Consider the following 17,529-nt stretch of genomic DNA (forward strand, 5'->3'; position numbering starts at 1 on the left):
GCAGCGCGACCGCGAAATCCTCGGGCGTGCAGTTGACCGAAGTCAAGTTGGCGGGGTAGCGGATGCGCTACGGCATATGGAGAGACCAACAGCCGGAACCGCGTCCATGCAGCCACTCCAGTTCGTACTCGCGATCCTCCTGCTCCTGGCAACACCTGGGCCGACCAACACGCTGCTGTGGCTTTCCGGTGCGTCCACCGGCGTGCGGCGTTCGGCTCCGCTGCTTCTTGGCGAGCTCGGTGGTTATCTGACGGTGATCGTACCGGTCGCCGCCCTCGCCGCGCCGTTCATGTCCGCCCACCCGGGGATCGGCCTTATCGTCAAGCTCGCCGCCGCCTGCTGGATCCTTTTCATGGCTTATGCACTCTGGACTCCGATAGGCGAGGCTGCAGTCCGGCCGGTCACTCTCGGGCAGGTGTTCATCACCACCGTGCTCAATCCGAAGGGGCTGATTATCGCGCTGGCGATCATGCCGCAGGTGGGACTGGTAGCGATGCTGCCCTGGCTTGCCGCTTTCGCAGCGCTGGTTGTGAGTGCCGGCTCGCTCTGGATCATCGCCGGCACCTTCCTTGCGCGGTTACCGAGACAGCCGATCGGTCCGCGGCTGCCCCGCCGCATCGCTGCCGCCTGCCTCGTTGTGTTCTCCTTCGGCATGGCCGGCAGCGCACTTGCTTCGATGCTGTAAGGCTATTCGACAAAATCGCGCCGCGACGTCAGGCCGCCGCCGCCGTTTCGCCGAGTTCGGCCGCAAGAAGTCCGATCAACTGCTCCCACCCTTGCCGGCGATATTCGACCTTATCCAGCCCGTCGAGAAAGGCCGCCTGTTCGGTGAAGATGACGCGGGTGCCCTTGCCTTCGGGCACGAGGTCGACGGTGGCGATGGAGGCAGAAATCCGCCGATCATCCTTCGCCATGGTGTAGGCCGAGACGATCCGCCGGTTCTCGACGATGTCGAGATAGACGGTCTCGTTGAAATAGAAGGTCTTGCCGTCCTGGCTGAAACGGCCGCTTTCCCGCCCGCCCACGCCGAAGTCGTGCCGGTATTCCGCTACCGGCCAATTGTCGCCCTTGACGAACCATCGGTCATTCGTTGCAGGATCGGCAAAAGCGTGAAAAACCCGCTCGGGTGATGCCTTGAAGAGACGTTCTATGGTGAAACTTGCGTGCTCTGCGGATGGATTTGCCACGGTCTTCCTCCTCTTCGATGGCCGCGCCCGGCCTTTCGAGGCCGACGTCATTGACTGCAATCCCACGACTGCGTCAGTCGGCGACATTCTGATCTCGAATTGAAAGCAGTTGCAAAGTAACGCCACTGATGCGATAATGCAAGCAGTTAGTCCGATGTGGAAAGGTGCAAACGGCCCCGCCAGCATCCCGCATCTCAACTTGCCAGAATCGTTCACGTTCATGATCTTGGGTACAGTCGCAAAATCATCGTGATCTACATCGTGTTCTACAGGGACCAGCATGACAGACGACCATCGCTCCGGTTGCCCGATCAATCTCTCGCTCGAAGTCTTCGGTGACAAATGGAGTTTGCTGATCATCCGGGACATGATTTTCGGCGGCAAACGGCATTTCCGCGAACTCCTCCGCTCGCAGGAGGGCATTTCCTCCAACATTCTCGCCGATCGGCTGAAGACGCTGGTGGAAATGGGCATGCTGACGAAGAGAGACGATCCCAGCCACAAGCAGAAGGCGATCTACAGCCTCACCGAGATGACGATCGCATTGGTGCCGATCATGGCGCATCTCGGGGCCTGGGGCCGGCGTTATCTGCCGGTCAGCGAAGAGCTGAGCATCCGCGCGCAACTGATGGAGGAAGGCGGGCCGGAACTCTGGGATCGATTCATGGACGAACTCAGGGTCGAGCATCTCGGCGCCACGCCTTCGGCTCCAGACGGGCCCACGGTGCGACAGACGCTGCAGGCCGCCTATGAGCAGGTCATGGCAAGGACGGCAAAGGAGCGGGAGCTCGCCTGACCGCAGCCACTGCAGCGTCCTTTGCGCGTCTGATAAGACGCGCGGCGCTACAGCCGACAAAGGACTATTTTCCTTCGCATTCTTTACGGCCATTCCCTGCTTCGCTAATCTAGGGCGGAGAGGCGGAAGGAATGGCGTCCCTCGCCCTTCCGGAGTTGGATCGAATGCTTTCACACGACAGCATCTGGCGCGCCATTGACGCGCTGGCCGAGCGTCATCGGCTGTCGCCGTCCGGCCTGGCGCGTCGCGCCGGCCTCGATCCGACATCCTTCAACAAGTCGAAGCGCCAATCCGCCGACGGTCGGGACCGCTGGCCCTCGACGGAATCGATCTCGAAGGTCCTGGAGGCAACCGGTTCGTCCCTCGACCAGTTCATGGCCCTCATGCGCCCGGCAACGGGAATAGGCATGCCGGCGGACGAGCGGGAGCAATCGGCCGACATCCCACTCATTGGCTTCGCGCAGGCGGGCGCCGGCGGCTTCTTCGACGACGGCGGGTTCCCCGCCGGTCAAGGCTGGGACGTGGTCGACTTTCCTGCAGCGCTTGAGCGCCGCTCTGGCATCTACGCGCTGGAAATCCAGGGCGACAGCATGCTGCCGCTTTATCGCGACGGTGATATTCTGATTGTCGATCCGACCGCACAGGCGCGGCGCGGCGACCGTGTCGTCGTCAAGACCTGCGAGGGCGAGGTGATGGCGAAAGTATTGTCCCGGCAAACGGCGCGCGGCATCGAACTGCTGTCGCTCAACCCGGATCACCCGAATCGCAATTTCGAAATGTCAGACGTGGAGTGGATCGCCCGGATCATCTGGGCCAGCCAGTAGGATATCTTTCCTGATGCGGCAGCAGTCGTTCACAATTGCTGGCGGGCTTGTCGCCCTGCTGCTTTACGCCGGGATTCTCTGGGCCGGTCTCGCCGCGATCCGTGGCCAGGAAAGTGCCGGACCGGATTTTCCCCTCGAAACGCCGGATGTGGCAACGATCGAGGCCCAGGAACCGCCGGCGGAGATGCCCACCGCCCCACCGCCGCAAGCAGTGACCAAGTCTCAAGCAGTACCTGAGCAGAAGGCAGGTGCCGGAAAGGTCGACCGACTGCCGGCACGGACAATCGAACCGCAGCTTTTTGCTGTGCCGCAGGACGGGGTCGCACAACCGCTCGAGCGCATTGCACCGCGGCCGCCGCTCTCCGAACCGAAGCAAAAGGCGGCAGCGACCACGATGATCTTCCAGCGTCCGGTCGCGCTTGCCGCCGGATTGATCCGCTCGGGCGACACAACCGTCCAGCTCAAGGATATCGAACCGGAAAACGCCGAGAAAACCTGCGAGGGCAACGGCCGCAGCTGGCCCTGCGGCATGGTCGCGCGCACCGCCTTTCGCAACTTCCTGAGGGCGCGCGCGCTCGTCTGCGATCAGCCCGAAGAAAGTTCCGAGAAGACCGTCACAACGGCCTGCAAGGTCGGGAACGAGAACCCGGCGGAATGGCTGGTCAGCAACGGTTGGGCGACGCCGCTGCCCGGCACCTCGCTTGAGGCCAAGGCGGAAGCCGCCCGAAGCGCAAAGCTCGGCTTCTACGGCAACGACCCGCGCGATCTGAGCCGCGCGCCGCTCATCATCGATGAACCACCGGTGGCCACGGTACCTGATGCGACGGTACCGGAGGACACGGCACCGGACTTGTAAGCCCCACCCGAAATTCCTAACTGCCCTCCCTCATAGGAGACCGGACAAAATGCCTACAAGCCTCAGCCAGCACGAAGCCTTCATCTATGTCATGGTGATGATGTCCGCTGTCGATCGGCACATGACCGACGACGAATTTGCCCGCATCGGCGAGCTCGTCCAATTTCTGCCCGCCTTCGACGGTTTCGATGAGAACCGGCTGATCGATATTGGCCGCGAGTGCTCGGCCCAGCTCGCTGCGCCGGAGGGCCTCGACATAGTCCTTGAAATGGTCCGGGAGGCCCTTCCGCAACGGCTTTATGACACGGCGTATGCGCTCGCCGTGGAGCTTGCTGCCGCGGATCAGCGCATTCGCAACGAGGAAATCCGGCTCCTGCAATTGCTGCGCGACCGGCTGGGTCTCGACAAGCTGACCTGCGCGGGCATCGAACGCGGCGCAATCGCACGCTTCCGGAAGTAGAGCCTCTGACGCGACAGCGCCGCGCGTCTAATAAGACGCGCAAAGGACGCTGTAGCACTTTGAATTGCTGCATGTTTTATCCTTGAATTGGCTACAATTTAAGGAAACATGCAGCAGAACTGCTACGGCAGAAGGCTGCGCGTCGTTCTGTGCGACTGGAGCGCATCGACGAGGTCTAAACGAATGCTGTTTTACGGTGTTGCGGAACCGCTCTGGCGCATCATCGCCTTTGCCACTGCCTTCGCCCTCCTCGCGCTTGTCGAATTCTCTCATCCGCGCCTGGAGCGACCGGAGCTCGTGAAGGCGTTGAAGGCCCGTCGTTGGGCGACGAACCTTTCGATCCTCCTTCTCTCTTCGCTGTTCCTGCGCATCGTCTTTCCGGCCGCAGCCACGGGCGTTGCGCTCTGGGCCGACGCACGCGGATACGGGGCGCTGCCCGCATTGGGCGTCCCAGCGCTGCTTTCCGGCCTCATCGCCTTCGTCGCGCTGGACTTTGCCGTCTGGTTGGAGCACGTCATCTCCCACAAGCTGCCGATCCTCTGGCGCATCCATCGCGTCCACCATGCCGATCCTGGCGTCGACCTGACGACCGCGCTCCGTTTCCATCCCTTGGAGATTCTGCTGTCGATGGTCTGGAAGGCGGCGATCATTGTCGCGCTTGGCGCCCCCGCACTGTCCGTGCTGCTCTTCGAAATCGTGCTCAACGCCGGCGCCATGTTCAATCACGCCAATCTGCGGCTGCCGCCCAAGATCGAGAGGTGGCTGCGGCGTTTCATCGTCACGCCGGACATGCACCGCATCCACCACTCCGTCGAGAGGGTCGAGACGGATTCCAACTACGGCTTCAACCTTTCCATCTGGGACCGGCTGTTCTCCACCTATGTGGCACAACCGGCGAGCGGCGACGATGCCATCGAGACGGGCCTCAAGGCTTATGGGCGCGACGCGCCGATCAAACTCGTCTGGTCGCTGATGCTGCCCTTCCGGCGCGGATAGGGCGAGACGGACGGCTCCATTTCAGTCAATAGATACCGTTCGGAAAATAGCGCAGATAGATCTCGTCGAGCCTGCCGCTGCGCGACAGCGCCAGCAAGGCGTGATCGATCGCCTGGGTCAATGCCGGCTCGGCCTTGCGGTTCATGATGGTCAAACCTTCGCCGAGAAAACGTTCAGAGAAATAGGCGCCGTCAAGCAAGGCGCAGCATCCACCGGCGACGCTGCCCGAAACCCAGAACGAGAGCTGCATGCCGTCGGAGAAGACGGCTGCAACCGAACCCTGCCGCAATGCGGAGAGCATTGCATCCCGGTCCGGAAAGGCCTTGGCCTCGACCTTCGGAAAAAACGCCTTGAGCATGGCCTCGTGGGTCGTGCCGGAAACGACGCCGACGGGCTTGCCGTCAAGCGCGGCCGTGTTCGTCACGAGATCTTCGGCCTTGGTGTTGACAGCAAAGCGAGCCGGCAACTGCATGAAGGCCCTGGAGAAGGCGAAACGCTGGCGCAGCTCCGGGCGAACCGCGATACCCGCGGCCACGGCCTCGCCTTGGCCTTGCTCGAGCGCCGGGATGAGTTCCGCGTAGGTCACCGCCTGAATCTGACATTTGTCCTCGATCTCAAGCTCGCGGCAGATTTCGCGCGCGAGATCGACGTGGAGGCCCGAAAGCTTGCCCGATTGGTCGATGAAATTGAACGGAGGAAAATCGACCGTCGTCAAAAAACGAAGCCGTGCAAGACCTGTCAGGTCCGGCCGGGCGATACGTTCGCGGGCGTCGAAAAGGAGGGGCAGATCTCGCGGTTGCGCAAGCACCGGTTCGGCGATGAGGAAGGCGCAGAGCGCGAGGATGCCGTAAATTCGTAGACTCAGAGCACGCGTCATTACGATCCGATACTTGGAGCCGCGGCCTCAGAGCACGCGGATTCGGTTTGGTTTGCCAAAGATTATCGAGATGTTGCCCGACTGGCTACAGGAACCTCGACGAGACGAGCCTTCCGGGAATTTCCATCATATCGTTGGAATGCATAAGAAAAGTGGAGCGGGTGATCGGGATCGAACCGACGACATCAAGCTTGGGAAGCTGGCGTTCTACCACTGAACTACACCCGCGACAGAAGCGGAAATTTCATCAACGGCCGCGATCTGTCAAGCGTCTACAGCGCAGTGCGCGCTATTAGACGCACAAAAGGTCACTGCAGCAGGCTCACTCGGCGCGAAAATGCTTGGAAAGCTTCAGGCCTTGCGCCTGATAGTTCGAGCCGAGATCGAGGCCATACAGACCTTCCGGCCGCTCCATCATGTGCTCGTAGACGAGGCGGCCGACGATCTGGCCGTGCTCCAGGATGAACGGCACTTCGTGGCTGCGGACCTCCAGCACCGCCCGGCTGCCGCTGCCGCCGGCCGAGGCGTGCCCGAAGCCCGGATCGAAGAATCCGGCATAGTGGACGCGGAACTCGCCGACCAGAGGATCGAAGGGCGTCATTTCGGCCGCGTAAAGCGGCGGGACATGGACGGCCTCGCGCGAGACGAGGATATAGAACTCGTCCGGATCGAGGATCAAATCGTCGCGACCTCGGCTGTAAAGCGGCTCCCAGAAGTCGAAGACCGGATGTTCCGCCTTCTTGTCGACATCGACCACCGAGGTGTGGTGCTTACCGCGGTAGCCTATGAGGCCGTCCGGACCGGTGCCCTTGAGATCGATCGAGAGCGCAATGCCGCCGCCAGTGACGTTGGGCCGCTCGCTTGCCACGAGCACATCGCTTTCGTGCAGCGCCAGCAACTCCTGTTCGGAGAGCACGGCGTGCCCGACGCGGAAGCGGATCTGCGATAGGCGCGAGCCGCGCCTGACGACGATCGGGAAGGTGCGCGGGCTGATTTCCAGATAGAGCGGGCCACTGTACCCGGCTGGGATCTTGTCGAACTCCTGCGCCCTGTCGGTGATGACGCGCGTGAAGATATCGAGGCGACCGGTCGAGCTTTTCGGATTGGCGGAGGCCGACATGTTTTCCGGTAGTGCGAGGCTTTCCATCAGCGGCACGACATAGACGCAGCCGGTCTCCAGCACCGCGCCATCGGTGAGATCAATGACATGCAGTTTCAGGCGATCGAGCTTGTCGGCGACAAGATGCGCCGGCCCGGGCATGAAGCTCGCCCGGACGCGAAACGCCTTGGCGCCGAGGCGCAGATCGAGGCTCGCCGGCTGGATCTGGTCCTCATCCAGCGGTCTCTCGCTTTTCAAGCGTCCCGTGGCAAACAGCGCGGCAATTGCGCGGTCGGCCAAAATCCCTGTCTCGCGAGCCATACCGATCCTCATTCCAGTTGCCAGACAAAACCAAACTCCGGGAATTGACGCAAGCACGGCCAGGCAGTATTGGAGCTTTATCCCGTGGTGATTTGGCCGGTCGGCTTGCAGCCACGTTAAACAAGTAGCTAAAATGGCCGGGTGTCAAACCGGCCCGTTTTCGCGGCCGGTTTTTTGTTTTGAAAGTGATTGTCGCATGAGCAAGACCTGGCGCCCGGCAACCCAACTCGTCCACGGCGGAACGCTCCGTTCGCAATACGGCGAAACCTCCGAAGCGATCTTTCTGACACAGGGTTTCGTCTACGAAACGTCCGAAGCGGCGGAAGCCCGCTTCAAGGGCGAGACCGACGGCTTCATTTATGCGCGCTACGGCAGTCCGACCAACGACATGTTCGAAAAGCGCATGTGCATGCTCGAAGGGGCCGAAGACGCCCGAGCCACCGCCTCCGGCATGGCGGCCGTTGCCTCGGCGATCCTGTGCCAGGTTAAGGCGGGCGATCACATCGTCGCCGCCCGCGCGCTTTTCGGTTCGTGCCGCTGGGTCGTGGAGACCCTTGCGCCCAAATACGGTGTCGAATGTACGCTCGTCGACGGCCGCGATCTCGCAAACTGGGAGAAAGCGGTTCGCCCGAACACGAAGGTCTTCTTCCTGGAGAGCCCGACCAATCCGACGCTCGAAGTGATCGACATTGCAGGCGTCGCCAAGCTCGCCGATCAGATCGGCGCCAAGCTGGTCGTCGACAATGTGTTCGCGACCCCCCTCTTCCAGAAGCCGCTCGAACTCGGCGCCCATGTCGTCGTCTATTCCGCCACCAAGCACATCGACGGCCAGGGCCGCTGCCTCGGTGGCGTCGTGCTTTCCAGCAAGGAATGGATCGACGAAAACCTGCACGATTATTTCCGCCATACCGGCCCGGCCATGTCGCCGTTCAACGCCTGGACATTGCTCAAGGGTGTCGAGACGCTTCCTCTGCGCGTGAAGCAGCAGACGGAAAGCGCCCGCCGGATCGCCGACTTCCTCGCCGAGCAGCCGCAGGTCGGCCGCGTCATCTATCCTGGCCGCAAGGACCATCCGCAGGCGGATATCATCGCCAAACAGATGAGTGGCGGCTCGACGCTGGTGGCGTTCGAACTGAAGGGCGGCAAGGAAGCGGCCTTCGCGCTTCAGAACGCATTGGAAATCGTCCGGATCTCCAACAATCTCGGTGATTCCAAGAGCCTGATCACCCATCCGGCCACGACAACGCACAAGAACCTGACGGAGGAAGCTCGCGCCGAACTCGGCATTTCCGCCGGCACCGTGCGCTTCTCCGCCGGCATCGAGGACAGCGCGGATCTGGTCGAGGATTTCGCCCGCGCGTTGAAGAGCGTGAAGGCCTGATCAAACCGCTGTTTCTAGATCATTTCATTGTTTCATTGAAACACTGAAATGATCTAACTCGTTGAAACTACGCAATTCCGGACGGAAAACCGTTACACACTTTTCCTGGAATTGCTCTGGCTGATGCCGCCCGTGGAAACGCGGGCGGCTTCTTTATTGCTGCTCAAACAAGCTGAGGCGGGCAAGAACAATCCTCGATACGGCTGTGTAGAGGCAGACGACCGCGAACACTGCCGCAATGGGTGGGAACCACCCGGGAAGCAGGCAGAAGGCCACGAAAACAACGATGGTCTCGGTCGCCTCGGCGAGCCCGGTCGTGAAATAGAGCGACTTTGCTCCGCGCACGCTGGTCGTCATTGCGCGCTTCTCGGCCATGATGGCATAGGCGAGAAAGCTCGATCCGTTGACATAAAAGGAGAAAAGCAGGAAGGCGCCGGCAAGGCCGTTTCTGGCGGGATCCGCGACGATGAAGGCGAGCGGGATTGCACCATAGAAGGCGAAATCGAGGACAATATCGAGAAACCCGCCGAAATCCGTGCGGCGGCTGGCGCGCGCCACGGCCCCGTCGAGACCGTCGCACAGCCGGCTGAGCAGGATCATCACCGCGCCGGCGAGATAGAACCGATATGCGATGAGGCCAGCGGCCGCCAGTCCGAGGCCAAGACCGAAAATCGTGATGGTGTCAGCCCTCACGCCGCGCCTGACGAGAGCAACGCCCAGCCGGTCAAGAAGCGGATCAAGCCGCCTGCGCACCGCGCCATCGAGCATGGATCTCGGCTCCGTCTAATTTGAATGGGACTCATGCAATCTTGCTGTTATTCTTGCCTAAACCATATTGCAGTAGAATAGCTGAATAGATTTGGCATAAGGTGTTGCACATGTATCGTGCCCTGACTCGCGACATCGAAGTCACGGTGGAGCCGTACTATCTGGAAGAACAGTCGGATCCGGACGATAGCCGCTATGTCTGGGGCTACCGCATCGTCATATCGAACCATTCCGACATCACGGTTCGCCTGATGACCCGCTACTGGCACATCACCGACGAGAACGGCCAGGTGGACGAGGTGAGTGGCCCCGGCGTGATCGGCGAGCAGCCTCTGCTCAATCCCGGCGACACTTACGAATATTCCTCCGGCTGCCCGCTCGATACACCCTCGGGCGTCATGTTCGGCCACTACAGCATGGAGGCCGAGGACGGGGAGACCTTCAATGTGGCGATCCCCGCCTTCTCGCTCGATTCGCCCGGGCTGGTCCGCACCCTGAACTGAGGTGCGGCCCTACAGGAGCATCAGTTAGGAAGCATCAGTCGAGCCGCCTCACTGGGGGCGCACTTCGCTCGCCTCGAAACGATAGGTGGTGGAGCAGAACTCGCACGTCACCTTGATCACCCCGTCCTCGATGCTGCTTTCAATATCCTCGCGGTCGAGCCCTGCCAATACGCCCCGGATCTTCTCGCGCGAACAGCTGCACCGATCATAGACCGCTTGCGGCTGATAGACACGAACCCCGCGCTCGTGGAACAGCCGGTAGAGCAGCCTTTCCGTTCCGACGGTCGGATCGGTCAGTTCGTCGGTGTCGATCGTCTCGACCATCACCTTGGCCTCCGACCAGAGATCATCCTCCGTGAAGAGCTGGAGAGCTTCGCCTTCGTCGCCATCGCCGCCCGGAAGGTCCGGCTGGCGCATGCGTTCCGGGGCATCCGGCAGGAACTGGGCAACCATACCACCAGCGCGCCAGCGGTGCCGAGGCTTTCCGTTCTCGTCGCGATCAAGAAGCTCGGCGACACCAAGACGCACCTTAGTCGGGATCTGCTCCGACTGGCGGAAATAGGCGCCGGCGATTTCCTCGAGCGTTGCACCGTCGAGTTCGACAATACCCTGGTAGCGCTGCATGTGAGCGCCCTGGTCGATGGTGAAGGCAAGAACTCCTTTGCCGAGGAGCTCATGCGGCTCTGTGCGTCCACCCTGCTCGGCTGCGGCCAGGGCTTCCTGGCTGTAGCGAGCATAGGCGCGGACCCGATCCGGGGTCGAAAAGTCCGCGACCACGAGATCGACCGGGCCATCGCCCTGCGTCTGAACGATCAGCTTGCCCTCGAACTTCAGCGACGTGCCGAGCAGTACCGTCAGCACCACTGTCTCTGCGACCAGACGCGCCACCGGCAGCGGATAGTTGTGCCGCTCGAGGATGGCATCGAGCATCGGCCCGAGCTGCACGGCGCGTCCGCGCACATCGAGCCCCTCAACGTGGAAAGGCACGACATGGTCGTCACCGGCAAAATCGAATTCGCCAAGCCCCCGTGCTGTTTCTGTCATATCTTGCTCCTTGCATCGCGGGCGAAAGCTGCGTGGGGACATCGACATCCCCGGCGCACCCTGCCCGCCATCTCATTTGACCTTGTCGCGATCGAATTTGTCCAGAAGGCATATGCATTCCGGCGGTGCGCAGCACGCGCCCGCAATGCACAATGGCTGATGGCGGCCACACCCGGCAACAGAACCGAAGCCGCCCGCTTGCCGCCTAAATTGTGTTTCAGCTCGATAAATTCAATAGCAGTCTCGGCTTCTAAAGATCGCTACCGCTTCCTCAGACGATACCCATACACCAGGCAAGGATCGATTTCTGTGCGTGCAGCCGATTTTCCGCCTCGTCGAAAACGACCGATTGCGGGCCGTCGATGACCTCGTCGGTCACCTCTTCGCCGCGGTGCGCCGGCAGGCAGTGCATGAACAGCGCGTCCGGGTGAGCGTGCTTCATCAAGGCCTCGTTGACCTGATATGGCTGGAAAACATTGTGGCCGCGCGCGCGGTGCTCCTGGTTCATCGATACCCAGGTGTCGGTGACGACGCAATGGGCGCCGGCAACGGCCTGCTCCGCCTCATGGCAGAGCAGGACATCGCCGCCATTGTTACGCGCCCAGTTGAGGAATTTGTCCTGCGGCTCGGAACCGAGCGGTACCGCCATGTTCATGCGATATCCGAAACGCGCAGAGCCTTCGATCAGCGAATGAAGGACGTTGTTGCCGTCGCCGGTCCAGGCGATCGTCTTGCCCTTGACCGGTCCGCGGTGCTCCTCGAACGTCAAGATGTCGGCCATGATCTGACAGGGATGCGTATCGTCGGTCAGGCCGTTGATGACCGGCACCGTCGCGTGTTCGGCAAGCTCCAGCAGCCGCCGATGGTCGGTCGTGCGGATCATGATCGCGTCCACATAGCGCGAAAGCACCTTGGCGGTGTCGCCGATCGTCTCGGCCCGGCCGAGCTGCATTTCAGTTCCGGAAAGGAACAAGGTCTCGCCGCCGAGCTGGCGCATGCCGACGTCAAACGAGACGCGCGTGCGGGTGGAGGGCTTCTCGAAAATCATCGCGAGCATCTTGCCGGCAAGCGGGCGTTCGGCAGTGCCGTCCTTGGTCGCCGTCTTGCGAACGCGTGCGTCGTCGATGATGGTCCTCAAGTCGCCAGCCGCCATCGCCGAGATGTCGAGAAAATGTCTGGTACCTGTCATGCTCAAGAATTCCTGTCGTAAAAGTCGGGCCGATCAGGCCGCGGCGTTGCCGTTGTTGCTCCTGACCGCTTCAGCGGCGCGCTCGATCCTTGCGAGCCCTTCTCGGGCCTCGGCCGCGGTGGTGATCAGCGGCGGCAGCAGGCGCAGCACGTTTTCGCCGGCCGGAACCGCAAGCAGCTTCTCGGCGCGCATCGCTTTCAACAGGTCGGCCGAGGGCACTTTTGCCTTGATACCGAGCATCAGCCCATCGCCGCGGATTTCCTCGATCACATCCGGGAAACGGTCCTTGAGCGATGCGAGCCCCTGCCGGAAGACGAGCGCGACTTCACGCACTTGCTCCAGGAACCCGTCGGCGAGAACGACGTCGAGGACTGCGTTTCCGACCGCCATTGCCAGCGGATTGCCGCCATAGGTCGAACCGTGCGTGCCGGTGACCATGCCGGCGGCCGCTTCTTCGGTCGCCAGGCAGGCGCCCAGCGGAAAGCCGCCGCCGATGCCCTTGGCGACCGCCATGATATCGGGCCGGATGCCGGCCCACTCATAGGCGAAGAGCTTGCCGGTCCGGCCAATGCCGGTCTGAACCTCGTCGAAGATCAGAAGCAGGCCGAATTCGTCGCAAAGCGCCCGCAACTCCTGCAGAAACTCCTTGCTGGCCGGGCGGATACCGCCCTCACCCTGGATCGGCTCGACCAGGATCGCCGCCGTTTCGTCGTTGATCGCATCCTTGACCGCGGCGATGTCGCCGAAGGGAACCTGGTAGAAGCCCGGTGCCTTTGGTCCGAACCCCTCGATGTACTTCTGTTGGCCACCGGCTGCGATCGTCGCGATCGTGCGGCCGTGGAAGGCGCCTTCGAAGGTGATGACGTGGAATTTTTCCGGATTCCCCTTGGCGAAATGATAGCGGCGCGCGGTCTTGATGGCGCATTCCAGCGCTTCCGCACCCGAATTGGTGAAGAACACGCGGTCGGCGAAGGTCACCGCCGTCAGCCGGCGCGCCAGGCTTTCCTGGCCCGGAATTTCATAGAGATTGGAAAGGTGCCAGACCTTGTCCGCCTGCGCCTTCAGCGCCTCGACGAGGTGCGGATGGGCATGGCCAAGCGAATTCACGGCAACGCCGGCGGCAAAATCGAGATAGCGCGAGCCGTCCTCGGCAATGAGCCAGGCGCCTTCGCCTCGCTCGAAACGCAACGGCGCGCGCATATAGGTGTCGTAGAGCGGCGTTGTTGCGGCCATGGCGAACTTCTCCTTCCGTCCTGTTGGCATCGGTATCGGGCGATCGCGCCCGATAAAAATCAAAAATGCCGCCTTTCGGCGGCGCAGGCACTATTCCTATTTCGCACCGCAATGTCAACAAAACCAAGGCTTGCAGCGAGCTTGAACGCGCGGATTCCGACGCGTGAAAAAACATGCCGCGGGGGCTTGCAAAAATGCAACGGCCAGCCAGCAAGTTGGGGAAAACTCCGAAATCGATTCGGCGCGATTCCCGCGACTCTTGCCACGGAGTCACCCTGCCAGTAGGTTAATATTCAATTACTAGACGCATGCGGCGGACCTAGTCACCAAAAGAGTTATCGCGTTGCAGCTCCGGAGTTTTCCGGAGCTTGGTGATGGATTCTGCCATCCAACGCCGAGAACGGGGAGTGCAGAAATGAACTGGACTGACGAGCGGGTGGAGAAACTGAAGAAGCTGTGGTCCGAAGGCCTGAGCGCCAGCCAGATCGCAGCTCAACTGGGCGGCGTCAGCCGCAACGCCGTGATCGGCAAGGTTCACCGGCTGAGCCTGCCGGGCCGGGCCAAGGCCGGCGGCGCGACCACTGCCGCACGCCCCAAGCGCACCACGTCCGCCCCCCGGGCGCCGAACTATGCCGCGCGCGTCGCCACCCGCACCGTCACCCGCACCGCTGGCGCCACCGTCCTCAAGGAAGAGATCGAAGTCGATCTCGTCGCCGATCAGGACCTCGAACTCGCACCGAACGTCGTCGTCCCGATGTCGCGGCGCCTCGGCCTGACGGAGCTCACGGAGCGCACCTGCAAGTGGCCGATCGGCGACCCCTTGAAGGAAGAGTTCCATTTCTGCGGCAACGACTCGCCGGAATCGTCGCCCTATTGCAGCTATCACACGCGGCTCGCCTATCAGCCTTCCGCCGAGCGCCGCCGCATGCGCTGACCGGCCTTAAGCGAACGCTATTGAAAAAGGGGCGGTGACGCCCCTTTTTGATGCCCAGGCCGCCGGCGCTCAGCTCTCAAGCGAATAGCCGGCGCCGCGCACCGTGCGAATGACATCGGGCATGTTCGAGAAGTTCAGCGCCTTGCGCAGACGGCCGACATGCACATCCACGGTGCGCTCGTCGACATAGATGTCATGTCCCCACACGCCGTCGAGAAGCTGTGAGCGAGAGAAGACACGCCCCGGCGAGGACATCAGGAACTCCAGCAGCCGGAACTCCGTCGGTCCGAGCCGGACTTCGCGGCTGCGCCTGTGGACACGGTGCGTCTCGCGATCGAGCTCGATGTCGCCGCAACGCAACAGCGTCGAAAGCACCTCGGGCTTGGCACGCCTGAGCATTGCCTTCACCCTCGCCATCAGTTCCGGCGTCGAAAACGGCTTGACGACATAGTCGTCCGCGCCGGTGGCGAGGCCACGAACCCGCTCGCTTTCCTCACCCCGCGCGGTCAGCATGATGATCGGCAGGCGCTCCGTTTCCGGCCTCTGCCGCAGCCGGCGGCAGAGTTCGATGCCGGAGACCCCGGGCAGCATCCAGTCGAGGATCAGGAGATCGGGCAACCGCTCCTGAAGCCGGATTTCAGCCTCGTCTCCACGCAAGATCGTATCGACGTCGAAACCTTCGGCCTCGAGATTGTAGCGCAGGAGAACGCTCAGCGCCTCTTCGTCCTCGACAACGGCTATCTTCGGCAACATTCGGTCATGCTCCTTCCCACGCGCGGGTGCCATCATGCCACCGCGACACTCTGTGGGCCGCGAAAAATCGCGACCAGGACAAGATCAACGCATGCACCAGCGCATGCGGCTATCGGGCGCTCTAGAGCGCCGTGCGTTCAAATGAACGCACAAAGGACGCTCTAGCACTTTGATTTCCAGAGCATCTTATCCGCTTTCGACGATTCCATTTGAAAGCGGGATGCTCTAGTCCGTCACTGAGCCCAGCGTCGACGTATTATCGTCCTTCGGCCGTTCGCCCTGCGGCTGGGCGCCCGTCGCCATGTAATAGATCGTTTCGGCAATGTTGGTCGCGTGGTCGCCGATACGTTCGATGTTCTTGGCGCAGAAGAGAAGATGCGTGCACGGCGTGATGTTGCGCGGATCTTCCATCATATAGGTCAGCAGTTCGCGGAAAAGCGACGTATAGATCGCGTCGATCTCCTCGTCGCGCTCGCGGATGCTGTTCGCCTTTTCCGGCGAGCGAGAAGCGTAGACGTCGAGCACCTCCTTGAGCTGAACCAGGGCCAACTCCGCCAGATGCTCCAGGCCGCGCGCAAGCTTGCGCGGGATGCCGGATCCGGCGACCGCGATCACGCGCTTGGCAGTGTTCTTGCCGAGATCCCCGACGCGCTCCAAATCGGCGGCGATACGGATCGACCCCATGATCTCGCGAAGATCCGAGGCCATTGGCTGACGCTTGGCGATGGTGACGATCGCCTTGTCGCCGATCTGGCGTTCGGCATCGTCCAGCATCGCGTCGTCGGAAATCACCTTTTGCGCCAACGCCAGGTCGGAATTCACCAGCGCCCGGACGGAATCGGCCACCATCTGCTCGGCAAGCCCTCCCATTTCCGAGACGCGGCGCGTCAGATATTTGAGCTCGTCGTCAAAGGCCGACGTGATGTGTGTAGATGACATGTTTCGTTCCTCGAACTCGCAAACCGGTTGACCAGATCACTTCCTTGTTCCGTTGAAACATTGAAATGACCTAACGCTTTGAACTTACACAATTCCGGACGGAAAACCGTTTCACACTTTCCCTGGAATTGCTCTGGTCGCCTGGCTTAGCCGAACCGACCCATAATGTAGTCCTGCGTGCGCTGGTCATCCGGATTGGTAAACATCTTGTCGGTATCGTTCTCCTCGACGAGATTGCCGAGGTGGAACATGGCGGTGCGCTGCGAGACGCGCGCGGCCTGCTGCATCGAGTGGGTCACGATGACGATCGTGAAGTTGGCGCGCAGCTCGTGAATGAGTTCCTCGACCTTGGCGGTGGCGATCGGATCGAGCGCCGAACAGGGCTCGTCCATCAGGATCACCTCCGGGCTGACAGCTACGGCGCGCGCAATGCAGAGACGCTGCTGCTGGCCACCGGAAAGGCCGGTACCCGGCTCGTGCAGCCGATCCTTGACCTCATTGAAAAGACCGGCCTTTTGCAAGCTCGTTTCGACGACCTCGTCGAACTCCGCCTTCGTGCGGGCGAGACCGTGAATTCGAGGACCGTAGACGACGTTCTCGTAGATCGATTTCGGGAACGGGTTCGGCTTCTGGAACACCATGCCGACCCGGGCCCGCAGTTCCACGACGTCGATCGACGGATCGTAAATGTCGTCCTCGTCGAGCGTGATCTTGCCGGTCACGCGGCAGTTCTCGATCGTGTCGTTCATGCGGTTCAAGGTGCGCAGAAACGTCGACTTGCCGCAGCCCGACGGACCGATCAAGGCTGTCACGGTGTTTTCACGGATGTTGAGGTTGACGTCGAAGAGCGCGCGCTTCTCGCCGTAATAGACCGACACATCCTTGCCGATCATCTTGTAGGGCACCGTATTCATTTTCAGATCCAGAGCTTTTTCCACTGCAGCTTCCGACATCATGTTCATAGTCCTTACCCCACTACCAGCGGCGCTCAAAGCGACGCCGCAAGAGAATTGCGCCCAGGTTCATGAAGACGAGGAAGATCAGGAGAATGATGATCGCTCCCGAGGTCCGCTCCACGAAGGCGCGTTCCGGCTCATTTGCCCACATGTAGATCTGCACCGGCAGTGCCGTGGAGGGTTCCAGCGGAGACCCCGGAAAATCGACCACGAAGGCCACCATGCCGATCAGGAGCAGCGGCGCTGTTTCGCCAAGTGCGTGCGCAAGGCCGATAATCGTGCCGGTCAGAATGCCGGGCATGGCGAGCGGCAGCACATGGTGGAAGATCGTCTGCATCCTCGACGCACCGAGACCGAGTGCCGCGGAACGGATCGACGGCGGCACGGCCTTGAGTGCCGCACGCGTGGCGATG

At 61.6% G+C, this 17,529-nt stretch carries 20 protein-coding genes, 1 tRNA gene and 1 riboswitch; of the genes, 9 read left to right on the forward strand and 12 right to left on the reverse strand.

What is annotated here, in order from left to right:
* The first annotated feature begins 106 nt into the window (after positions 1 to 106).
* Positions 107 to 685: a threonine transporter RhtB gene (locus tag QN222_RS25125; RefSeq protein WP_283964602.1), complete on the forward strand. Its 579-nt coding sequence runs from the start codon at positions 107 to 109 to the stop codon at positions 683 to 685.
* 28 nt (positions 686 to 713) lie between these two features.
* Here QN222_RS25125 and QN222_RS25130 read toward each other — a convergent pair whose 3' ends face one another.
* Positions 714 to 1,187, reverse strand: coding sequence for an SRPBCC family protein (locus QN222_RS25130; protein WP_283964603.1), 474 nt, complete (start codon positions 1,185 to 1,187; stop codon positions 714 to 716).
* A gap of 280 nt (positions 1,188 to 1,467) precedes the next feature.
* Here QN222_RS25130 and QN222_RS25135 point away from each other — a divergent pair, with 280 nt between their 5' ends.
* The 5 genes from QN222_RS25135 (at position 1,468) to QN222_RS25155 (ending at position 5,119) form a co-directional block, all read left to right on the forward strand.
* Positions 1,468 to 1,983 (forward strand): helix-turn-helix domain-containing protein, encoded by a 516-nt coding sequence (locus tag QN222_RS25135; protein ID WP_283964604.1) that lies wholly within the window; start codon positions 1,468 to 1,470, stop codon positions 1,981 to 1,983.
* 164 nt (positions 1,984 to 2,147) lie between these two features.
* Entirely contained in the window at positions 2,148 to 2,807 is a 660-nt protein-coding gene (locus QN222_RS25140) for a helix-turn-helix transcriptional regulator (protein ID WP_283964605.1), read from the forward strand.
* 13 nt (positions 2,808 to 2,820) lie between these two features.
* Positions 2,821 to 3,663, forward strand: a complete 843-nt coding sequence (locus QN222_RS25145; RefSeq protein ID WP_283964606.1) for a thermonuclease family protein — start codon at positions 2,821 to 2,823, stop codon at positions 3,661 to 3,663.
* Positions 3,664 to 3,712: 49 nt separating this feature from the next.
* Positions 3,713 to 4,123, forward strand: a complete 411-nt coding sequence (locus QN222_RS25150) for a tellurite resistance TerB family protein (RefSeq protein WP_283964607.1) — start codon at positions 3,713 to 3,715, stop codon at positions 4,121 to 4,123.
* Positions 4,124 to 4,306: 183 nt separating this feature from the next.
* On the forward strand, positions 4,307 to 5,119 hold the full coding sequence (locus QN222_RS25155; protein ID WP_283964608.1) for a sterol desaturase family protein: 813 nt from the start codon (positions 4,307 to 4,309) through the stop codon (positions 5,117 to 5,119).
* A gap of 25 nt (positions 5,120 to 5,144) precedes the next feature.
* Here QN222_RS25155 and QN222_RS25160 read toward each other — a convergent pair whose 3' ends face one another.
* From QN222_RS25160 to QN222_RS25170, 3 genes are all read right to left on the reverse strand, one after another.
* Positions 5,145 to 5,996: a transporter substrate-binding domain-containing protein gene (locus QN222_RS25160; RefSeq protein WP_283964609.1), complete on the reverse strand. Its 852-nt coding sequence runs from the start codon at positions 5,994 to 5,996 to the stop codon at positions 5,145 to 5,147.
* A gap of 153 nt (positions 5,997 to 6,149) precedes the next feature.
* A tRNA-Gly gene (locus QN222_RS25165) sits at positions 6,150 to 6,224 on the reverse strand.
* Between the two features lie 94 nt (positions 6,225 to 6,318).
* Positions 6,319 to 7,416, reverse strand: a complete 1,098-nt coding sequence (locus QN222_RS25170) for a 2'-deoxycytidine 5'-triphosphate deaminase (protein ID WP_283964610.1) — start codon at positions 7,414 to 7,416, stop codon at positions 6,319 to 6,321.
* A 74-nt stretch (positions 7,417 to 7,490) separates the two neighbouring features.
* Positions 7,491 to 7,569, forward strand: a riboswitch (SAM riboswitch).
* Positions 7,570 to 7,612: 43 nt separating this feature from the next.
* Here QN222_RS25170 and QN222_RS25175 point away from each other — a divergent pair.
* On the forward strand, positions 7,613 to 8,797 hold the full coding sequence (locus QN222_RS25175; protein WP_283964611.1) for an O-succinylhomoserine sulfhydrylase: 1,185 nt from the start codon (positions 7,613 to 7,615) through the stop codon (positions 8,795 to 8,797).
* A gap of 153 nt (positions 8,798 to 8,950) precedes the next feature.
* Here the strand turns inward: QN222_RS25175 and QN222_RS25180 are convergent, their stop codons facing one another.
* The gene (locus QN222_RS25180; protein ID WP_283964612.1) at positions 8,951 to 9,565 is read right to left on the reverse strand and encodes a CDP-alcohol phosphatidyltransferase family protein; all 615 of its coding nucleotides are present in this window, start codon (positions 9,563 to 9,565) and stop codon (positions 8,951 to 8,953) included.
* Positions 9,566 to 9,675: 110 nt separating this feature from the next.
* On the opposite strand from QN222_RS25180, the gene apaG reads away from it, so the two are divergent.
* Complete coding sequence (apaG, locus tag QN222_RS25185; protein ID WP_153438655.1) at positions 9,676 to 10,068, forward strand: Co2+/Mg2+ efflux protein ApaG; 393 nt, start codon at positions 9,676 to 9,678, stop codon at positions 10,066 to 10,068.
* Positions 10,069 to 10,116: 48 nt separating this feature from the next.
* On the opposite strand, the gene QN222_RS25190 is transcribed toward apaG, so the two are convergent.
* The 3 genes from QN222_RS25190 to QN222_RS25200 all read right to left on the reverse strand — a co-directional run bounded on the left by QN222_RS25190 (position 10,117) and on the right by QN222_RS25200 (position 13,534).
* Positions 10,117 to 11,112 carry an Hsp33 family molecular chaperone gene (locus QN222_RS25190; RefSeq protein WP_283964613.1) on the reverse strand — a complete coding sequence of 332 codons (996 nt, stop codon included), beginning with the start codon at positions 11,110 to 11,112 and terminating at the stop codon, positions 10,117 to 10,119.
* A 271-nt stretch (positions 11,113 to 11,383) separates the two neighbouring features.
* Positions 11,384 to 12,301: an ornithine carbamoyltransferase gene (gene argF / locus QN222_RS25195; RefSeq protein ID WP_283964614.1), complete on the reverse strand. Its 918-nt coding sequence runs from the start codon at positions 12,299 to 12,301 to the stop codon at positions 11,384 to 11,386.
* A gap of 33 nt (positions 12,302 to 12,334) precedes the next feature.
* Complete coding sequence (locus tag QN222_RS25200) at positions 12,335 to 13,534, reverse strand: aspartate aminotransferase family protein (RefSeq protein ID WP_283964615.1); 1,200 nt, start codon at positions 13,532 to 13,534, stop codon at positions 12,335 to 12,337.
* A 415-nt stretch (positions 13,535 to 13,949) separates the two neighbouring features.
* Here QN222_RS25200 and QN222_RS25205 point away from each other — a divergent pair, with 415 nt between their 5' ends.
* Positions 13,950 to 14,468 (forward strand): GcrA family cell cycle regulator, encoded by a 519-nt coding sequence (locus tag QN222_RS25205; RefSeq protein ID WP_283964616.1) that lies wholly within the window; start codon positions 13,950 to 13,952, stop codon positions 14,466 to 14,468.
* Positions 14,469 to 14,537: 69 nt separating this feature from the next.
* Here the strand turns inward: QN222_RS25205 and phoB are convergent, their stop codons facing one another.
* The 4 genes from phoB to QN222_RS25225 all read right to left on the reverse strand — a co-directional run.
* Complete coding sequence (gene phoB / locus QN222_RS25210; protein ID WP_034797168.1) at positions 14,538 to 15,221, reverse strand: phosphate regulon transcriptional regulator PhoB; 684 nt, start codon at positions 15,219 to 15,221, stop codon at positions 14,538 to 14,540.
* A gap of 225 nt (positions 15,222 to 15,446) precedes the next feature.
* The gene (gene phoU / locus QN222_RS25215; RefSeq protein WP_180940060.1) at positions 15,447 to 16,160 is read right to left on the reverse strand and encodes a phosphate signaling complex protein PhoU; all 714 of its coding nucleotides are present in this window, start codon (positions 16,158 to 16,160) and stop codon (positions 15,447 to 15,449) included.
* A gap of 146 nt (positions 16,161 to 16,306) precedes the next feature.
* Complete coding sequence (gene pstB, locus QN222_RS25220) at positions 16,307 to 17,122, reverse strand: phosphate ABC transporter ATP-binding protein PstB (RefSeq protein ID WP_283964617.1); 816 nt, start codon at positions 17,120 to 17,122, stop codon at positions 16,307 to 16,309.
* Positions 17,123 to 17,135: 13 nt separating this feature from the next.
* A partial coding sequence (locus QN222_RS25225) for an ABC transporter permease subunit (RefSeq protein ID WP_284005639.1) occupies positions 17,136 to 17,529 on the reverse strand: 394 nt, incomplete at its 5' end.

Origin of the sequence: Sinorhizobium sp. 6-70, assembly GCF_030124375.1 — a bacterium.
Classification (GTDB): Bacteria; Pseudomonadota; Alphaproteobacteria; order Rhizobiales; family Rhizobiaceae; genus Sinorhizobium.

Excerpts from the sequence above, each read along its gene's own strand:
- QN222_RS25125 (WP_283964602.1), top strand. The coding sequence starts at position 107 with ATGCAGCCACTCCAGTTCGTACTCGCGATCCTCCTGCTCCTGGCAACA.
- QN222_RS25135 (WP_283964604.1), top strand. The coding sequence starts at position 1,468 with ATGACAGACGACCATCGCTCCGGTTGCCCGATCAATCTCTCGCTCGAA.
- QN222_RS25140 (WP_283964605.1), top strand. The coding sequence starts at position 2,148 with ATGCTTTCACACGACAGCATCTGGCGCGCCATTGACGCGCTGGCCGAG.
- QN222_RS25145 (WP_283964606.1), top strand. The coding sequence starts at position 2,821 with ATGCGGCAGCAGTCGTTCACAATTGCTGGCGGGCTTGTCGCCCTGCTG.
- QN222_RS25150 (WP_283964607.1), top strand. The coding sequence starts at position 3,713 with ATGCCTACAAGCCTCAGCCAGCACGAAGCCTTCATCTATGTCATGGTG.
- QN222_RS25155 (WP_283964608.1), top strand. The coding sequence starts at position 4,307 with ATGCTGTTTTACGGTGTTGCGGAACCGCTCTGGCGCATCATCGCCTTT.
- QN222_RS25160 (WP_283964609.1), bottom strand. The coding sequence starts at position 5,996 with ATGACGCGTGCTCTGAGTCTACGAATTTACGGCATCCTCGCGCTCTGC.
- QN222_RS25170 (WP_283964610.1), bottom strand. The coding sequence starts at position 7,416 with ATGGCTCGCGAGACAGGGATTTTGGCCGACCGCGCAATTGCCGCGCTG.
- QN222_RS25175 (WP_283964611.1), top strand. The coding sequence starts at position 7,613 with ATGAGCAAGACCTGGCGCCCGGCAACCCAACTCGTCCACGGCGGAACG.
- QN222_RS25180 (WP_283964612.1), bottom strand. The coding sequence starts at position 9,565 with ATGCTCGATGGCGCGGTGCGCAGGCGGCTTGATCCGCTTCTTGACCGG.
- apaG (WP_153438655.1), top strand. The coding sequence starts at position 9,676 with ATGTATCGTGCCCTGACTCGCGACATCGAAGTCACGGTGGAGCCGTAC.
- QN222_RS25190 (WP_283964613.1), bottom strand. The coding sequence starts at position 11,112 with ATGACAGAAACAGCACGGGGGCTTGGCGAATTCGATTTTGCCGGTGAC.
- argF (WP_283964614.1), bottom strand. The coding sequence starts at position 12,301 with ATGACAGGTACCAGACATTTTCTCGACATCTCGGCGATGGCGGCTGGC.
- QN222_RS25200 (WP_283964615.1), bottom strand. The coding sequence starts at position 13,534 with ATGGCCGCAACAACGCCGCTCTACGACACCTATATGCGCGCGCCGTTG.
- QN222_RS25205 (WP_283964616.1), top strand. The coding sequence starts at position 13,950 with ATGAACTGGACTGACGAGCGGGTGGAGAAACTGAAGAAGCTGTGGTCC.
- phoB (WP_034797168.1), bottom strand. The coding sequence starts at position 15,221 with ATGTTGCCGAAGATAGCCGTTGTCGAGGACGAAGAGGCGCTGAGCGTT.
- phoU (WP_180940060.1), bottom strand. The coding sequence starts at position 16,160 with ATGTCATCTACACACATCACGTCGGCCTTTGACGACGAGCTCAAATAT.
- pstB (WP_283964617.1), bottom strand. The coding sequence starts at position 17,122 with ATGAACATGATGTCGGAAGCTGCAGTGGAAAAAGCTCTGGATCTGAAA.